The sequence below is a fragment of the Flavobacterium sp. ACAM 123 genome (assembly GCF_000264055.1).
GTDB lineage: Bacteria > Bacteroidota > Bacteroidia > Flavobacteriales > Flavobacteriaceae > Flavobacterium.
Genome location: NZ_AJXL01000014.1, coordinates 1 through 15,658, shown reverse-complemented (window position 1 = coordinate 15,658; position 15,658 = coordinate 1). Strand labels below are relative to the sequence as shown.

General features: G+C 35.7%; 14 protein-coding genes and 1 pseudogene. 6 read left to right on the top strand and 9 right to left on the bottom strand.

What is annotated here, in order from left to right:
* Positions 1-8: 8 nt before the first annotated feature.
* The 9 genes from rpmB to A3SG_RS22715 form a co-directional block, all read right to left on the bottom strand.
* A complete protein-coding gene (rpmB, locus tag A3SG_RS0103945; protein ID WP_016988712.1) occupies positions 9-245 on the bottom strand; it encodes a 50S ribosomal protein L28 in 237 nt (78 codons plus the stop codon).
* Positions 246-317: 72 nt separating this feature from the next.
* On the bottom strand, positions 318-1,571 hold the full coding sequence (locus A3SG_RS0103940) for a CinA family nicotinamide mononucleotide deamidase-related protein (protein WP_016988711.1): 1,254 nt from the start codon (positions 1,569-1,571) through the stop codon (positions 318-320).
* A 103-nt stretch (positions 1,572-1,674) separates the two neighbouring features.
* On the bottom strand, positions 1,675-2,019 hold the full coding sequence (locus tag A3SG_RS0103935; protein ID WP_016988710.1) for an Hpt domain-containing protein: 345 nt from the start codon (positions 2,017-2,019) through the stop codon (positions 1,675-1,677).
* On the bottom strand, positions 2,019-2,630 hold the full coding sequence (locus A3SG_RS0103930) for a fumarylacetoacetate hydrolase family protein (RefSeq protein WP_016988709.1): 612 nt from the start codon (positions 2,628-2,630) through the stop codon (positions 2,019-2,021). Before A3SG_RS0103930 ends, A3SG_RS0103935 begins: the two co-directional genes overlap by 1 nt.
* Positions 2,631-2,726: 96 nt before the next feature.
* Positions 2,727-3,500 carry a 3'-5' exonuclease gene (locus tag A3SG_RS0103925; protein WP_016988708.1) on the bottom strand — a complete coding sequence of 258 codons (774 nt, stop codon included), beginning with the start codon at positions 3,498-3,500 and terminating at the stop codon, positions 2,727-2,729.
* 174 nt (positions 3,501-3,674) lie between these two features.
* Positions 3,675-4,991, bottom strand: coding sequence for a dihydrolipoamide acetyltransferase family protein (locus A3SG_RS0103920; RefSeq protein WP_016988707.1), 1,317 nt, complete (start codon positions 4,989-4,991; stop codon positions 3,675-3,677).
* Between the two features lie 84 nt (positions 4,992-5,075).
* Entirely contained in the window at positions 5,076-6,239 is a 1,164-nt protein-coding gene (locus tag A3SG_RS0103915; protein ID WP_029596596.1) for a glycosyltransferase family 2 protein, read from the bottom strand.
* A gap of 156 nt (positions 6,240-6,395) precedes the next feature.
* On the bottom strand, positions 6,396-7,856 hold the full coding sequence (locus A3SG_RS0103910) for a glycoside hydrolase family 30 protein (RefSeq protein WP_016988705.1): 1,461 nt from the start codon (positions 7,854-7,856) through the stop codon (positions 6,396-6,398).
* Position 7,857: 1 nt separating this feature from the next.
* Complete coding sequence (locus A3SG_RS22715; RefSeq protein ID WP_016988704.1) at positions 7,858-7,992, bottom strand: hypothetical protein; 135 nt, start codon at positions 7,990-7,992, stop codon at positions 7,858-7,860.
* Between the two features lie 217 nt (positions 7,993-8,209).
* On the opposite strand from A3SG_RS22715, the gene A3SG_RS0103900 reads away from it, so the two are divergent.
* From A3SG_RS0103900 to A3SG_RS19045, 6 genes and pseudogenes are all read left to right on the top strand, one after another.
* Positions 8,210-9,178, top strand: a complete 969-nt coding sequence (locus A3SG_RS0103900) for a hypothetical protein (RefSeq protein WP_035663380.1) — start codon at positions 8,210-8,212, stop codon at positions 9,176-9,178.
* Positions 9,179-9,357: 179 nt separating this feature from the next.
* Complete coding sequence (locus tag A3SG_RS0103895) at positions 9,358-10,629, top strand: DUF445 domain-containing protein (RefSeq protein WP_016988702.1); 1,272 nt, start codon at positions 9,358-9,360, stop codon at positions 10,627-10,629.
* Positions 10,630-11,024: 395 nt separating this feature from the next.
* Entirely contained in the window at positions 11,025-12,887 is a 1,863-nt protein-coding gene (locus A3SG_RS0103890) for an ABC-F family ATP-binding cassette domain-containing protein (RefSeq protein WP_016988701.1), read from the top strand.
* Positions 12,888-13,193: 306 nt separating this feature from the next.
* Positions 13,194-14,321, top strand: coding sequence for a PAS domain-containing sensor histidine kinase (locus A3SG_RS20680; RefSeq protein ID WP_016988700.1), 1,128 nt, complete (start codon positions 13,194-13,196; stop codon positions 14,319-14,321).
* Positions 14,322-14,398: 77 nt separating this feature from the next.
* Entirely contained in the window at positions 14,399-14,626 is a 228-nt protein-coding gene (locus A3SG_RS0103880) for a hypothetical protein (protein ID WP_016988699.1), read from the top strand.
* Between the two features lie 284 nt (positions 14,627-14,910).
* Positions 14,911-15,658, top strand: a pseudogene (locus A3SG_RS19045) (O-methyltransferase); the annotation flags it as partial.

Below are 15,658 nucleotides of genomic sequence, written 5' to 3'. Positions count from 1 at the left end.
ATTAAAGATTATTTAATAAATCCTTGCGCTTGAGCTTTCTTCAAAACTGCAGCAATTCCATTTTTATTAATTGTTTTTACCGTAGATGCAGCTACTCTTAGAGCAATCCATCTATCTTCCTCTGGAAGATAAAAACGCTTTTTCACTAAGTTAACAGAAAACTTTCTCTTAGTCTTATTCATAGCGCGAGAAACGTTATTTCCTACCATCGCTTTTTTACCTGTAAGTACACAAACTCTTGACATTATGCTTATCTTTTATCGTTATTCAAAATCAGGGTGCAAAGAAAAGAAAAATAAACCTATAAACCAATAAAATTATAGCACAATTTTAAAAATTTCTTTCTTCAATATTTCTAAACTTTTAATCACCGCGCTATCTATCACTTTATCACGGGGTTGGCCAAAATTATATTTTTCTACAATAACTTCGTCCGGAGTAGCCAAAGCGATAAAAACAGTTCCAATTTCAGCGTTTTCATCGCCTTTTGTCGGACCTGCGTTTCCGGTTGTTGCAATAGCATAATCCGTCTTCATAATTTGTTTTACCCTTAAAGCCATCGCCGAGGCCACTGCTGCACTTACCACAGAAAACTCCTTTATTACGCTCTCAGGAACCCCTAAAATGTCTATTTTAGCTTCTGTGGCGTACGAAACGACACTTCCTCTAAAATACTCTGAAGCCCCAGGTATTGAAGTTAATAGCGCAGCAATTTTACCTCCGGTGCAACTTTCGGCGGTAGCCAGTGTTTTGCATTGTTGTTTTAACATTTTACCCACCTGGAACTCGATAGTTTCGTCCTCTTCAAAACCAACAATTATATCATTAATAATCAAATCTAAAGTTCTGACATATTGATCTAACGCACTTTCTAAAACTTCTTTATTCGTACCTCTCGCCGAAAGACGCAATCGAACTTTTCCCGGACTCGGTAAATAAGCCAACTTTATAAATTCCGGAAGGCTGTTTTCCCAGTCTTGAATTCGTTCTGAAATTAAGCTCTCCCCTTGCCCGTAGGTCAGAATTGTTTTATGTATTATATAAGGACGACTGTATTCTCGTACCACTTTGGGTATTATTTCACTTTCGACCAGATACTTCATTTCATAAGGAACTCCCGGAAGCGAAATAAAGACAGTCTCTTCTTTTTTCATCCACATTCCCGGTGCAGTTCCCACAGCATTATGTAGCACTGTGCATTTTGAAGGAACGAGCGCCTGGTCTTTATTTATCTGAGTAATAGTACGCTTATAGATTCCTTCTATAAGTTCTGTAACATGATCCAAAACTAATTGATTCACAACCAATTCATCTTCAAAATAATCGCAAAAAGTCTTTTTAGTAACATCATCTTTCGTAGGCCCAAGACCACCAGTAATAATTACTAAATCTACCGTATTTTGAAGGGTTGAAAACGTCTGTAAAATGTGTTTTTTGTCGTCGCTAATCGATATCATTTCACTAATTTCAACTCCAATTTTATCTAACGACTTAGCTATAAAAGCCGAATTTGTATCAATAATTTGTCCAATTAAAATTTCATCCCCTATAGTAACTATGGTTGCTTTCATTTTTCTGATTATAGATTTAGTATTTACTTTAAACACTAAAATTCAACATTCAAATGGCTTGAGTGTTGAATTTTAGTGTCTAAAAATAAGGATTAATAGTGCTTTACAAATCAAAATCCTTTTTTATTTCTTTGATCGCATCTTTAACCTGAGACTTAATGCTCTTGAAAGTATGATCGATATCTTTTCTTTTTCCTTCCACTTTCGTCCATGCCTCCACCTGAAGGATTTCTTCAAAAGCAACATTCAACCCAAGCAAGTCTAAGGTTGGTTTTATCTTGTGCGCATAAGCATAGGCATGCTTGTGGTCTTTCTTTTTAATTCCTTCTTTGATTTGCATCAAATCCTCTGGAACTTCCGTAACGAACAACGTTAGAATTTCATTTACAAATTCCGGGTCATTATCTGAAAGCGCATATACTTTCGCAAGGTTGTAGTTTAAAGCCATTATTTTACTTGTATTCTGAATAGTTTTTGTCCCTCTAAAAATCCCTCCAATACATCATCTGCTTTGACGGCAGCAACCCCTTCAGGCGTTCCCGTAAAAATAATGTCTCCTATTTTCAATGTGAAAAACTGAGATACATAGGAAATAAGCTCATCAATTTTCCACAACATATAGCTGGAATCACTGATTTGAACCGTTTTACCATTATTGGTTAACTCAAATGTAAGATTTTCTAACGAACTAAATTGCTCTTTTTGCAAAAAATCTCCAATTACTGCCGAACCATCAAATGCCTTAGCTTTTTCCCAAGGTAATCCCTTAGCTTTTAGCTTCGCTTGCAAGTCCCTAGCAGTAAAATCAATACCTACACTAATTTCGTCATAGTATTTATGAGCAAACTTAGATTCTATGTATTTTCCCACCTTACTAATTTTGACGATAATTTCTATTTCGTGATGGATATCTTCCGAAAATTCAGGAATTACGAAGGGATGTTGCTTTAATAAAATCGCCGAATCGGGTTTCATAAAAATAACAGGTTCAGTAGGCCGCTCGTTTTGTAACTCTTCTATGTGGTTAACATAATTTCTACCAATACAGATTATTTTCATTTTTTAATTTTTAGTCCTTAGTTTTTAGTTCCTTGGTACCTCGTCCTAGTTTTTAGCGATTCAATACGCTAAGGACTATTTACTTGAGACTAAGTACTAATTTTTAGTATTTAACTTCCTAAGTTTAATCGCGGTTAATACTTTTTTAGTATACAAAGGAAAATCTGCATTTTGTATCCAACTAAAATATCCCGGTTCTGTTTCTAAAATTTTATCGACTTTTACCCCTTTGTGTTTCCCAAAAGCAAAAATTTCATTATTCTCCTTATCAAACGCAATCATTCCAGCAAAATCAGCAATTTTCTTTCTTGTAGAAAATTCCGATAATGATTTCATGTCGTTTTGTAAATCCGGATAACGTTCTAATTGTGCTTTCAATATTTCATAGGTCGCCATAGTATCTGCTTCCGCTGAATGCGCATTTTCTAAACTTTCTCCACAATAGAATTTTAAAGCAGCACTTAACGTTCGTTCTTCTTTTTTATGAAAAATCGTCTGAACATCAACTGAAACACTATTTTTCATATCAAAATCGACTCCTGCACGAAGTAATTCTTCTGCCAACAAAGGAATATCAAAACGATCCGAGTTAAATCCAGCTAAATCACAGTCTTTTATCATCGTGTGAACCTGTGAGGCCAACTCGTTAAAAGTAGGTTCATTTGCCACTTTTTCATCTGTGATTCCATGTACGGCAGTTGTTTGTGCCGGAATTGGAATAGTGGGATTTACTAACCAGGTTTTACTTTCTTTGTTTCCGTTTGGAAAAACTTTAAATATTGATATTTCTACAATTCTGTCTTTTCCAACATCAATTCCAGTGGTTTCTAGGTCAAAAAAGCAGATCGGTTTATTAAGTTTAAGTTCCATTATTTTATTTTTATTATCATACAAATGTAAATTTTATACCTGAATTTCACCAATTATCAGGCATTAATTTCGTCCAAAAAGACAAAGCTTTGTGATACGACAACCGTTTTATAAAAAACAAAACCCAACAAATTTAAAAAATTTGTTGGGTTTTTTCATGTGTTTATTTCAATACTACAAATCTCTATTCACATCAAATGCTTCTAAGTATTCCGCAACTCGTTTTACAAAACCGCCTCCTAGCGCTCCATCTACAACACGATGGTCGTAACTATGAGAAAGGAACATTTTTTGACGAATTCCAATAAAATCACCCTCTGGTGTTTCTATTACTGCTGGTACTTTTCTAATTGCTCCAAGAGCTAAAATTCCAACTTGCGGTTGATTCAAAATAGGTGTTCCAAAAACACTTCCAAACGTCCCTACATTCGTAACGGTGTATGTACCACCTTGCGTGTCATCCGGTTTCAATTTTCCTGCTTTAGCACGTCCACCAAGATCATTTACGGCTTTCGCCATCCCAACCAAGTTTAGTTGGTCTGCATTTTTAATGACAGGAACAATTAAATTACCGTTAGGCAATGATGCTGCCATACCCAAATTAATATTTTTCTTTTTGATAATATAATCACCGTCTACAGAAATATTTAAACCTGGAAAATCTTTCAATGCTTTGGCCACCGCTTCCATGAATATTGGTGTGTACGTTAACTTCTCCCCTTCTCTCTTTTCAAAGGCATTTTTGTTTTTCTCTCTCCATTTCACAATGTTAGTCACATCTACCTCAATAAAGGACTGAACGTGTGCCGAAGTTTGCACTGAAGCTACCATATAACCAGAAATTAGCTTACGCATCCTGTCCATTTCAATAATCTCATCACCACCATTTACTGATATCGGTGCCACTTTTTGTGCTGTTGGTACTTTTGCCACCGGTGCTGGCTCAGCTATTGGAGCTTCAACCGTTTTTGAAGGAGCGGCAACTTGACTTCCTCTATTTTTAACGTATTCTAGTATATCATTTTTAGTAACTCTTCCGTCTTTCCCTGTCCCGTTAACCTGTTCTAATTCAGCAACAGAAACACCCTCTGCTGAAGCAATATTTTTTACCAACGGAGAATAGAATTTATCCGAATCTGAAAAATCAGCTGGTGTCGCAACACTATCTTTAGCGGCATCAACCGTTTTTGTTACTTCGGCAACAGCCTCAGGTGTTGCAGCTTCTTTCACAACTGAAACCATTTCACCACCTTCAGTTTCAATAATAGCAATGGTTTGCCCCACTTGAACTAAATCATCCTTACCAAATAATCGTTCAACCAAAATACCTGAAACTTCACTAGGCACCTCACTGTCAACTTTGTCAGTTGCAATTTCGAGTACCGCTTCATCCGCTTCAATTTTGTCACCAACCTCTTTTAACCAATTTGTAATGGTTGCTTCTGCGACGCTTTCTCCCATTTTTGGAAGTTTTAATTCAAATTTTGCCATATTGTTAACCTACGAAGGTGTTTATGTTTTTCGTTTGCGAAATTACTAAATATTTTATATATAAATTACATTTAATGCAATTTATCATTCTGTTTTTATAATCACTCCTCTTTCATTAGAGTTGTCACTACCAATAAAAAAAGAAGTGTTTTTAGGTAATACTTTAAAGGTTGACCCCCTGTTTTCAGTTGACTTTATGAAATTTATAATTTCTTTAAAAGAAAGATCATTACTATTCAGCAATATTTCTGTCTTCGCTTCCGATAAAATCTTTGACGAAATTACCATTTTTTCTGTCTTCAAATCGTGAAAAAATACTTTTTTTTGAAGTTTCAACTCCATTTTGCTAATCAACTCGTCGTTAGAAGAATAGAAAATATAGGACTGAACTGATTTTTTTTCTTTGGCTTGACCTTGAAACATTTTAACAAAAGAAAAAAACAGGATTCCTATTTTCATAAAAAGCCAAAAAAACATCGAAACCTTGAAGTGCTTTTTATAAAAAAACTGCATCGCCTCCTGAAACCTTTTCATATAAACGCCATCCTTAATGGTGCTTTCCCCTTTATAATGAATCACTGTTGTTTCGTGATAATAGTAGTTCGATCTTCCTTTGAGTAGCATTCTATAGGACAAATCTATGTCGTCTGAATACATGAAACAGTTTTCATCAAATCCACCTAATTCTCGATATAAATCCCTTTTCATTAGCATAAAAGCACCAACCAAAATATCAACTTTACCCGTTTCATTTTCTGATAGCTTTTGCGCATAGTATTTTCCCAGTACTTTCACTTTTGGAAATAGCTTATACAGCCCAAACATTTTTGTAAAGGCAACAAAAGGCGTGGGAACTCCTCTTTTACTTTCAGGTAGAAAATTCCCTGCACCGTCAATGAGTTTTACCCCCACAATTCCTAAGTCTTTTTGCCTTTCGGCGAAAGCCAAAACTTTTATAAAAGTATCCTCAGCTACAACGGTATCTGGATTTAGGATACAAATGTATTCGCCCTTAGCAGCGGTAACACCTGTATTATTCCCTTTCGGGAAACCGGAATTCTCTTTGTTTTCAATCAGTTTTACATTTGGAAAACATTTCTTCAACATTTCGCAACTATCATCTTGCGAATTATTATCGACGACGATTATTTCGCCATCAATTTGTTCTAAAGCGCTTTGCACACTTAAAACGCATAGTTCTAAGAAATAGCGCACATTGTAATTCAGAATAACCACAGATAGTTTCAAGATATATTTTTTGAGTTTTTTAGGATGCCGTTTTTTATTCTATTTTTGGCTTGTAGAAAGACAACGCCCGTCTCTAAATATTACACACAAATACTAGTCGACACATCTACCAAAAAAAAAGCAGTTAACTGAGAAATATATGCCCAAAAAAGCCAGTTAGTACACTAATGTTTGGATTGCGTGAGGCAAAATAACAACTTCAGTCGCTTTTGTTCCAATACATAAATTATATTTTATTGTTGCATCAGTTTGATTCATAACCACCGTAACTACTTTACTATCTTGATTTAAAAAAGAGGTTGTCAACAACTGACTTCTGCTTGATAAACTGCTAATTCTTTTGGCATTTTTACCAATAAATTTAGAAAAATGACCAATATAATAATACGAAGGCGTGTAAATTAATGCGCCGGTTCTCGTATCTCCATGTATTGGTGAAAAACAAAAATTCCCTACGTGATTAGGCCCGCCATTTTCATCCAAAAGAATATTCCAATCCGTCCATCCCACAGTTCCATTATTAAAATCGTGAATCATGGATTTCCCATAACGCTCCCCGTTTGCCCACAGTTGCAATTTGGAATAATCAAATTTCTCTACACATCCTTCGGTAAAAAGCAAGTTTTTATCAGGGTACATTTCGTGTACTTTCCCAACATTTTCAAACATTGGATCCCCTCCACTCCAGCTTTCATACCAATGAAATCCGATTCCCCAAACATATTTACTCGCTTCCGGGTCGTCCAGAATCGTACTTGCTCTCTGAGATAGCAAATCTCTATTATGATCCCAAACGGTAATTTTTTTATCTCCAAGTTCTGCCTTTTTCAATGTTGGGCCTAAATATTTTTTTACAAAATCACGTTCTTCCTCTGCCGTGTAAATACATGATTCCCAAGTCTGTTTTGCCATTGGTTCATTTTGAACCGTTAAACCCCAAACAGGAATCTCTTCTTTTTCATAACTATTGATAAATTTCACATAATAATTCGCCCATGCCTGATAGAATTCAGGTAATAATCTACCTCCATTCAGCATGTTCTTGGTATTCTTCATGAAAGCTGGTGGGCTCCAAGGACTCACATATAAAGTTGCTTTTCCGCCTGCAGCTGCAATTGCTTTTTTGATCAATGGAATCCTAAATTCCTTATCATGATCAATATTAAACGTTTTCAAGGCTGTATCTCCTTCATCAATATAAGTATAACTTTCTGGGCTAAAATCACAGCTGTGAATAGTCGTTCTAATTATAGAGTATCCAATTCCTTTTTCTTGATCATAATAAGCGTCTAGGAATTCTTGTTGACTTTCTTCGGTTAATTTTGCAAAAACAGTAGCACTTGCGTCCGTTATAGCGCCGCCAATGCCCAAATAAGTTTGAAACGTTTTTCCAGGATTAACAAACACACATATTTGAGTCTCCAAAGGCTGCTTTAAATCTGTGAATCGTAAGTTGGCATCTGTTTTTGTCAATCTCAAATCTGTACTACTTGCCGAGGTATAAACGGTAACCGTTCTGTCTTTTGTCAAAAAAGCTTTTGCTTCCGCTTTGCCTTTTTGCTGTGAGAAACCCGAAAGAGTCACTGTTAAAAGTGCCGCTATTATAATTTTTTTCATACTACTTCTGTTTTTTCATCAATTTGTTGCTCAACATCTCTTCATCAAACATTATTATTGCCTGGTTGAGAACTGCTTTTTTATTTTTAAAAGGACGTCCCAAAACAACCACTGGAGAAGTAGCAATTACCGCCATTTTTTCTAAGCATCAATATTACAAAAAATAGCTGAAATCAGGAACATATCAAATGACGGAGTTGCATTAGCTTACTAAATGAATGAAAAAAAAACAGTGTTTAAATACAATGAAAATAATTTAACACTGCCACTACATCCCAAATCTAACGATTGTTTGTTTTTAATCAGAATCGATTACTTTTGAGAAATATAAATTATCAATCTATTCCGACTCATTGAAAAAAGTATTTTCATTAGCATTTCTTCTTTTTATCAGCCAGATGCATGCCCAAATTTCGGGGTGTACTGATCCTTTGTCGAAAAACTTCAATCCGTCCGCAACTATAAATAATGGCAGTTGTACGTATCGCAGGGCAAAAGTAAAACCGAAGTACTCGATACAATTACCAGCCCTTCTGAACGAAACATCTGGCCTTCTATTGAACGATAATCTGTTATGGACGACGAATGATGATACGGACACTACGATTTATGGCGTGGATACGAGCGGAGTCGTTCAAAAGAAAATAGCTCTTAAAAAAGTAACTAACAAAGACTGGGAAGAAATTTCACAAGACAGCAGCTATTTTTATATTGGCGATTTTGGAAATAATGCTTCGGGAAACAGAAAAGACCTGCATATTTTAAGGATTGAAAAAAGATCAATCGATAGGAAAACTCATAAAATTGACACTATTTCCTTCTCGTATTCAAACCAGACTGACTTTACGAAAGTGAACTCCAACAAAACTAATTTTGATTGCGAAGCCTTTGTTGTTGTCGATGATAGCATCTACTTATTTACGAAACAATGGAGACAAAAAAGAACGTCAGTATATACCATCCCTAAAACGCCTGGTAATTATAGTGCCCAACTGAAAAACACTTTCAACGTAAAAGGGTTGATTACTTCGGCTACAATTGTGAACGACAAAAAACTGCTTGTCCTCAGCGGCTACACTAAATTGCTGTCTCCTTTTGTTTATCTTTTTTATGATTACGACCGTTCGGACTTCTTTTCCGGCAATAAGCGAAAAATTAAAATAGCACTTCCGTTTCATCAAATTGAAGGTATTACTACCCAAAATGGTTTGCAATATTATCTAACCAATGAAAATTTTATAAGAAAACCATTTATAGTTGTACCACAACAATTACATCAAGTAGACCTAAGTCCTTATTTGTCCGATTATCTAGGCATATAATCCAAATACGAGTCTTTCCTCTTTACAAACAAAAAACTCTTGTCGCAATAAAAAATATTTTTACATATTTAAGTTATTACCCCTCTTTTTTATCAAAAAAATCGCTTCTGCGAACAATATTCAACAATAATTACTTACATTTCTACTTGTTAAAACTTATTTTCAAACTAATAAAACCCATGAAAAATAACCTCGGATCGATCTCTTTACTAGTCGCCTTCGCAGGCCTAGTGTTTTTTGAAGTATTGCTTCGCATGGATATTCTAACTAATCACGGTTGGAAAATTGTCACGGCAGGTTTTGAGGCGGCTACCATTGGTGGATTTGCTGACTGGTTTGCAGTAAGCGCACTATTTCATGAAATTCCAATTCCTTTTGTCCGCAAGCATACGCACATTATCGCTAAAAACCGAGAAAAACTAACCGAAGGTATAGTCGATCTAGTAACTAATAAATGGCTATCGCCAAACGTTATTGCCGAAAAATTAAACGAAGTGGACTTAGCCAAAACTATTTTGGATTTCATCCAACAACCCAAAAACCAAAAAAATGCGCTTAGTTTAATTCAAAATATAGTTTTAAAATTCGCAAACGAATTGGACAATCCAAAATTTGCGGACGCCTTGCAAAAAATATTAAGAGAGCAGATTGCCAGTATAGACTTGGCTTCCCCTTTGGGAACTTGGTTGGAGAAAGCCATCAAAAATGGAGACCATCACCAACTGTGGGAACTGGTTATTGAGGAAAGCACCGCCGCTCTTACTAATTCCGAGGTAAAAACGCTGCTACTTGCCAAGCTTGAAATTGTAGCCGAAGAATATGCTAACAAAGGTTTTTTAAAAAAAACAGTCTTATTTTTTGCTGAGAAAAGTGGTGGAATCGATTTAAACCTTATCGCTGACGACCTGCTGAGCAAGGCAGAAGAGTTGATGTCAGAGGCCAAGTCAGACCCTAATCACCCAATTCGCACTAAGTTTGACGTGTGGGTTCTTGATTTTGCGCGACAATTAACGTCCGGCGAAGAAAAGTCAATTAATATAATACAGAATCTAAAAGAACGTGTGATACAGCATGTGGAAGGAGAGAAAGTCATACATGATCTATTGATTCGCTCCAAAGAAACCATAACAGCGCAACTCCAAAACAATGAGACACCGCTGATGCAGTTCTTGATTTCCAATCTTAATCGCATGCTATCCGATTTGCGAGACGACGCAGCGGCCCAAAAGAAAATCAACCATTGGATCAGGGAAACCATTTCAGAACTACTGGTAAAATTCCACAGTGAAATCGGGAATATGGTTCGCAGCAGCATGATGAAACTAAACAACAAAGAACTGGTGGAGCAAATTGAAGACAAAGTAGGCAACGATTTACAATACATCCGATTGAACGGCGCCGTTGTAGGTGGTATAGTAGGAATTGTACTTGCTTTGCTTAAATTACTTTAAATACCAAAACGATAGCCTTACCAATAAACAACCTTAGCGTAGCACTTCAAGGTATTTACAGCAAATTTTATTTTTAGTCTGTGTGAAAAATCCGGGCTACCCTTCGAGGAATTAAATCTAAAGAGATAAAAATAAAATAAGTAGGAAATCAACTGCACAGCCTATAGAAATGAGTATCAATGCAGCGAACGCGTCAGATATTCCATCTGTTAATCACCGAAGACTAATTAAACTGCCTCAATTCGAGAAAGTTCTTCTTTCCAAAAAATTTTAAGCTAAAAATAATAAACTACCTTTGCCCAGTGGTTTTTTTTGGCAACTGATAATTAGACCTTTAATTAGCGCTTGCCTACTAAAAAACTGCGTAATCATAACAAATATATCTAGTTACACGCATGAATTACTTATCTGTTGAAAATATCTCGAAATCTTACGGAGAGAGAACGCTTTTTGAAAACATCTCTTTCGGAATTAGCAAAGACCAAAAAATTGCCTTCATAGCTAAAAATGGCTCTGGAAAAACGACCATAATGAGTATCATTAATGGGCTAGATGAATCGGATACTGGAAACGTAGTTTTGAGAAAAGGAATCAAAATGGCTTTCTTGTCTCAAAACAATAACCTGCAGGACGAACTGACCATCGAAGAAAGCATTTTCGCTTCGGATAATGAGATTTTGAAGGTGATTAAAGCTTACGAAAAAGCATTAGAACACCCAGAAGACGAAGAAACCTATCAAAAAGCTTTTGACGGAATGGACCGACACAACGCTTGGGATTTCGAAACGCAATACAGACAAATTTTATTCAAACTGAAGTTGGAAGATTTCAAACTGAAAGTGAAAAATCTCTCAGGTGGACAGCAAAAACGTTTGTCTCTGGCGATTATTTTAATTAACCGCCCTGATTTATTGATTCTGGATGAACCTACGAATCACCTGGATTTAGAGATGATCGAATGGCTAGAAGCTTATTTTGCCAAAGAAAACATTACCTTGTTTATGGTGACGCACGACCGTTTCTTCTTAGAACGCGTTTGTAACGAAATTATCGAACTGGATAATGGTAAATTATATTCCTACAAAGGAAACTACTCCTACTATTTAGAGAAAAAAGAAGAACGCATTGCTTCCGAAAATTCAAGTGTGGACAAGGCTCAAAATCTGTTTGTAAAAGAATTAGAATGGATGCGACGTCAACCGAAAGCGAGAACGACAAAATCCAAATCGCGTCAGGAAGATTTTTACGAAATTAAAGACAAAGCACAAAGCCGTCGCAAGGAAAATAAAGTAGAATTGGAGATCAACATGGAACGTATGGGAAGCAAGATTATCGAGCTTCACAAAATCTCCAAGAAATTCAAGGACCATGTAATTATGGACAATTTCAGTTACGATTTTCAGCCGGGAGAACGTATTGGAATCATTGGAAAAAATGGGACAGGAAAATCAACCTTTTTGAATTTATTGACTGGTGCACTTCCGCTTGATGGAGGAAAAGTGGTAATTGGTGAAACAATCAAATTAGGCTATTATACCCAGAGCGGAATTAATCCTAAACCGGGACAACGGGTGATTGATGTCATCAAAGAATACGGAGAATTTATTCCGTTAATGAAAGGAAAAATGATTTCAGCATCTCAATTGCTGGAGCGTTTTCTTTTTGATGCGAAAAAGCAATATGATTTTGTGGATCGATTGAGCGGTGGAGAATTAAAACGTTTGTACTTGTGTACGGTTTTGATTCAGAACCCTAATTTCTTGATTCTAGATGAGCCAACGAACGATCTTGATATTGTTACCTTGAACGTTTTAGAAAGCTTCCTTTTAGACTACCCAGGTTGCTTACTTGTGGTTTCTCACGATAGATATTTCATGGATAAGATTGTAGATCACTTGTTCATTTTTAGAGGAAATGGCGAGGTTGAAAATTTCCCCGGAAACTATTCTGATTTTAGAGCCTACGAAGACAGTACGGATGTGGCTCAGAAAGAAGAAAACAAAGCAGAGAAGAAAGACTGGAAGCAAAACAACCCAACCGGAAACTTAACTTTCAACGAGCAAAAAGAATATCAAAAAATAGAAAAAGAAATCAAGGATTTTGAAGTTCAAAAAATTGCAATTGAGCAATTATTCACAGACGGAAAAGTACCAGATAATGACATTTCAAAAAAAGCAAAAGAACTCGAAAACATCAATAATAAAATTGAAGACCGAGAAGAGCGCTGGTTTGAACTTTCAGCTAAGATAGAGGGATAACCACACAAACCCCAAGGGGGAATAAAAAGACATTCCTTATAAAAATAAGCCCCAGCACTTTTAGCAGCACTGCATGAAAGTATTGGGGTTTCCTTTTTCACAAAAAAGAAAATGAACCTGAAACAATCGATTATTTTGATTTTTAGGAATAAAAATAGTAATATCGGTGCATCGTTAAGCAATACTCGCCTTGCCGCTAATTTAAAAGAGCCGCGCAAATAAATTTAAATACGGGCGAAATAATAGCACAAAGGAATTAGAAGGAGTAATTTCCCGGTTCTAGAAATAAAAAAAGTTAATCAAAAAATGGTAGGAAGTGAGGAAAAATTCAGACAAATGGTATTTAATATGCGTGTTGGTGTGTTATTACAAGGACCCAAAGCAGAAATATTGCTGAGTAACCCTGCAGCGCTAGAATTGCTTGGTTTAACTGAAGATCAACTTGTTGGTAAAACATCATTCGACCCTGAATGGAAAGTAATTCATGAAGACGGCTCCCCTTTTCCCGGAAACACGCACCCTGTCCCTATGGTACTTGCTACTTGCAAACCTGTTTGCGGTGTAATCATGGGAGTTTACCGCCCCGTCTCCAAAGACAATGTTTGGCTACTAGTTGATGCTATGCCACAGAAAATAGTAAATAAATCAGTTCAACAAGTTGTGTGTACTTTTATAGATATAACTTCAAGGAAAGAAGCTGAATTAGGCTTGATAGAAAAAGGAAAAGAAATCAAAGAAATTAATTTAACTAAAGATAAACTCTTTTCGATAATTGCTCATGATCTTAGAAGTCCATTCAATACTATTTTGGGCTTTTCAAAACAATTATTAAAAAAATACAAAAGTGAAAACTTTGAGCAAACTGAACTCTTTATAAAAGCAATCGAATCTTCAGCAAAAAGCACCCTTGTTTTATTGGATAATTTATTGAATTGGCAAAAATCACAAACCGGTCAATTACATTTTAAACCGGAATTTATAAATTTCCATTCTATCAAAGAGGCAATAGATGATTTATTAAATTCGACAGCAGTTGTTAAAAATATTTCGTTAAACTATTTTTATTCTGAAGACGTAGTCATTTATGCCGATAAGAATATGGTCCTTACCATTTTGCGAAATCTTATCACTAATGCAATAAAATTCACAAATGAAGGAGGTGAAATTACTGTTGTAGCCATTGCAAGTCCTGAACAAATTGAAATTACAGTATCTGACAATGGTGTAGGTATGAACGAAGATGTCAAAAGTAAAATATTCAAGGTAGGATATCAAGTAACTCAAAGTGGAACATCAGGTGAAACCGGGACCGGTTTAGGTTTAATTCTCTGTAAAGAATTTGTTAAAAAGCACAGTGGGAAAATATGGGTCGAAAGTGAACTGGGAAAAGGCTGTGATGTTAAATTTATACTTCCCGCAGAACAATATAAATAACCTTAGCCAACTCAAGCAAATTTAATGAGCGCTCGAAGTTTATACCCAAAGACAAAATTGCTTACACTTGCAACACAATGAAACAGACCTTCAAATTGCAGACGAGCTGGAAAAATTTTATATTCAAAACGTTGTTATCAATGGTCCTACTGACTACGGGTTTCACACTGATTTCCTTATATGTTCCTATTAAAGCATTGATTTCAGGGAAAAGTTATACAGCAGTAAAATTTCTTTCCTATTTAGAATTAAGGAAGCATACGGCAACTATTTTCGCGGTATCTATTGCTATCAGCGCTAAATAATTGAGAAAAAAACAACACTAATTTCTCCCGATAACTAGAATACGCAATTAAAAGAGCGCCTGAACACACACATGAAACGCAAACCCACAACTTGTAAGAACTACTTCTACTTCCGGCTTAAAGGCAATGGCAAAACTTTTTATCCTTGAAAAAGATTGAACCGATAATCCAAATAATCATAATGGCAGGTAATAGGTTGCGGTTTTTAATTTATAAAAATCCACAATTATAAAATGCCTTTGTATCTTCGCGTTTCCTACGTGAAAATCCGTGTAATAACTGCTATGCTATTCCAAATCAAATCTTACCTGAAATTCCTTTGGCACTCTAAGAATGAGCATGCCGTACACTCCCCTTTTGTATTCACTTTGATTACTAAATGTTTTTACGACCGCAAGCCAAAACCGGAATACAAAGTTTTAAAAAACTATCGAAAGGCACTTTTAGAAAATAAAAATACAATTGAAGTTAATGATTTTGGAGCGGGTTCTAAAGTATTCAAATCCAACAAAAGAGAAATCTCCAGGATTGCCAAAACCGCTGGGATCACACAGAAACGAGACGAATTATTGTTCCGTGTTAGTAATTATTTTCAGCCTGACACTATTTTAGAAATAGGAACATCACTAGGATTGGCAACAGTTGCCTTATCCGTTGGAAACCCAAAAGCACAAATAACGACACTTGAAGGCTGTCCAGAAACATCAAAAATTGCCCAAGAGCAATTAGAAAAATTTGCTTTACCCAATGTAGAATTTGAAGTGAATGAATTTAGTAACTATTTAGAAAAAGCGAATACTTCAACAGAGTACTTTTCCTTAATCTATTTCGACGGTAACCATCAGAAGCAGTCCACATTAGACTACTTTGATCTATTATTACCTACAATAACTAATGATACCGTTTGGATTTTTGATGATATTCATTGGTCTCCAGGAATGGAGGAAGCTTGGGAAACGATAAAAAAACACCCAAAACGTTAACAGTAACTATTGATACGTTTCTAGTGGGGAGTTTGTTTTTTTTTAGTTA

What these genes read in the sequence shown, in the direction of transcription:
- rpmB (WP_016988712.1), bottom strand. Translation starts at nt 245, where the DNA reads ATGTCAAGAGTTTGTGTACTTACAGGTAAAAAAGCGATGGTAGGAAAT.
- A3SG_RS0103940 (WP_016988711.1), bottom strand. Translation starts at nt 1,571, where the DNA reads ATGAAAGCAACCATAGTTACTATAGGGGATGAAATTTTAATTGGACAA.
- A3SG_RS0103935 (WP_016988710.1), bottom strand. Translation starts at nt 2,019, where the DNA reads ATGGCTTTAAACTACAACCTTGCGAAAGTATATGCGCTTTCAGATAAT.
- A3SG_RS0103930 (WP_016988709.1), bottom strand. Translation starts at nt 2,630, where the DNA reads ATGAAAATAATCTGTATTGGTAGAAATTATGTTAACCACATAGAAGAG.
- A3SG_RS0103925 (WP_016988708.1), bottom strand. Translation starts at nt 3,500, where the DNA reads ATGGAACTTAAACTTAATAAACCGATCTGCTTTTTTGACCTAGAAACC.
- A3SG_RS0103920 (WP_016988707.1), bottom strand. Translation starts at nt 4,991, where the DNA reads ATGGCAAAATTTGAATTAAAACTTCCAAAAATGGGAGAAAGCGTCGCA.
- A3SG_RS0103910 (WP_016988705.1), bottom strand. Translation starts at nt 7,856, where the DNA reads ATGAAAAAAATTATAATAGCGGCACTTTTAACAGTGACTCTTTCGGGT.
- A3SG_RS22715 (WP_016988704.1), bottom strand. Translation starts at nt 7,992, where the DNA reads ATGGCGGTAATTGCTACTTCTCCAGTGGTTGTTTTGGGACGTCCTTTT.
- A3SG_RS0103895 (WP_016988702.1), top strand. Translation starts at nt 9,358, where the DNA reads ATGAAAAATAACCTCGGATCGATCTCTTTACTAGTCGCCTTCGCAGGC.
- A3SG_RS0103890 (WP_016988701.1), top strand. Translation starts at nt 11,025, where the DNA reads ATGAATTACTTATCTGTTGAAAATATCTCGAAATCTTACGGAGAGAGA.
- A3SG_RS20680 (WP_016988700.1), top strand. Translation starts at nt 13,194, where the DNA reads ATGGTAGGAAGTGAGGAAAAATTCAGACAAATGGTATTTAATATGCGT.
- A3SG_RS0103880 (WP_016988699.1), top strand. Translation starts at nt 14,399, where the DNA reads ATGAAACAGACCTTCAAATTGCAGACGAGCTGGAAAAATTTTATATTC.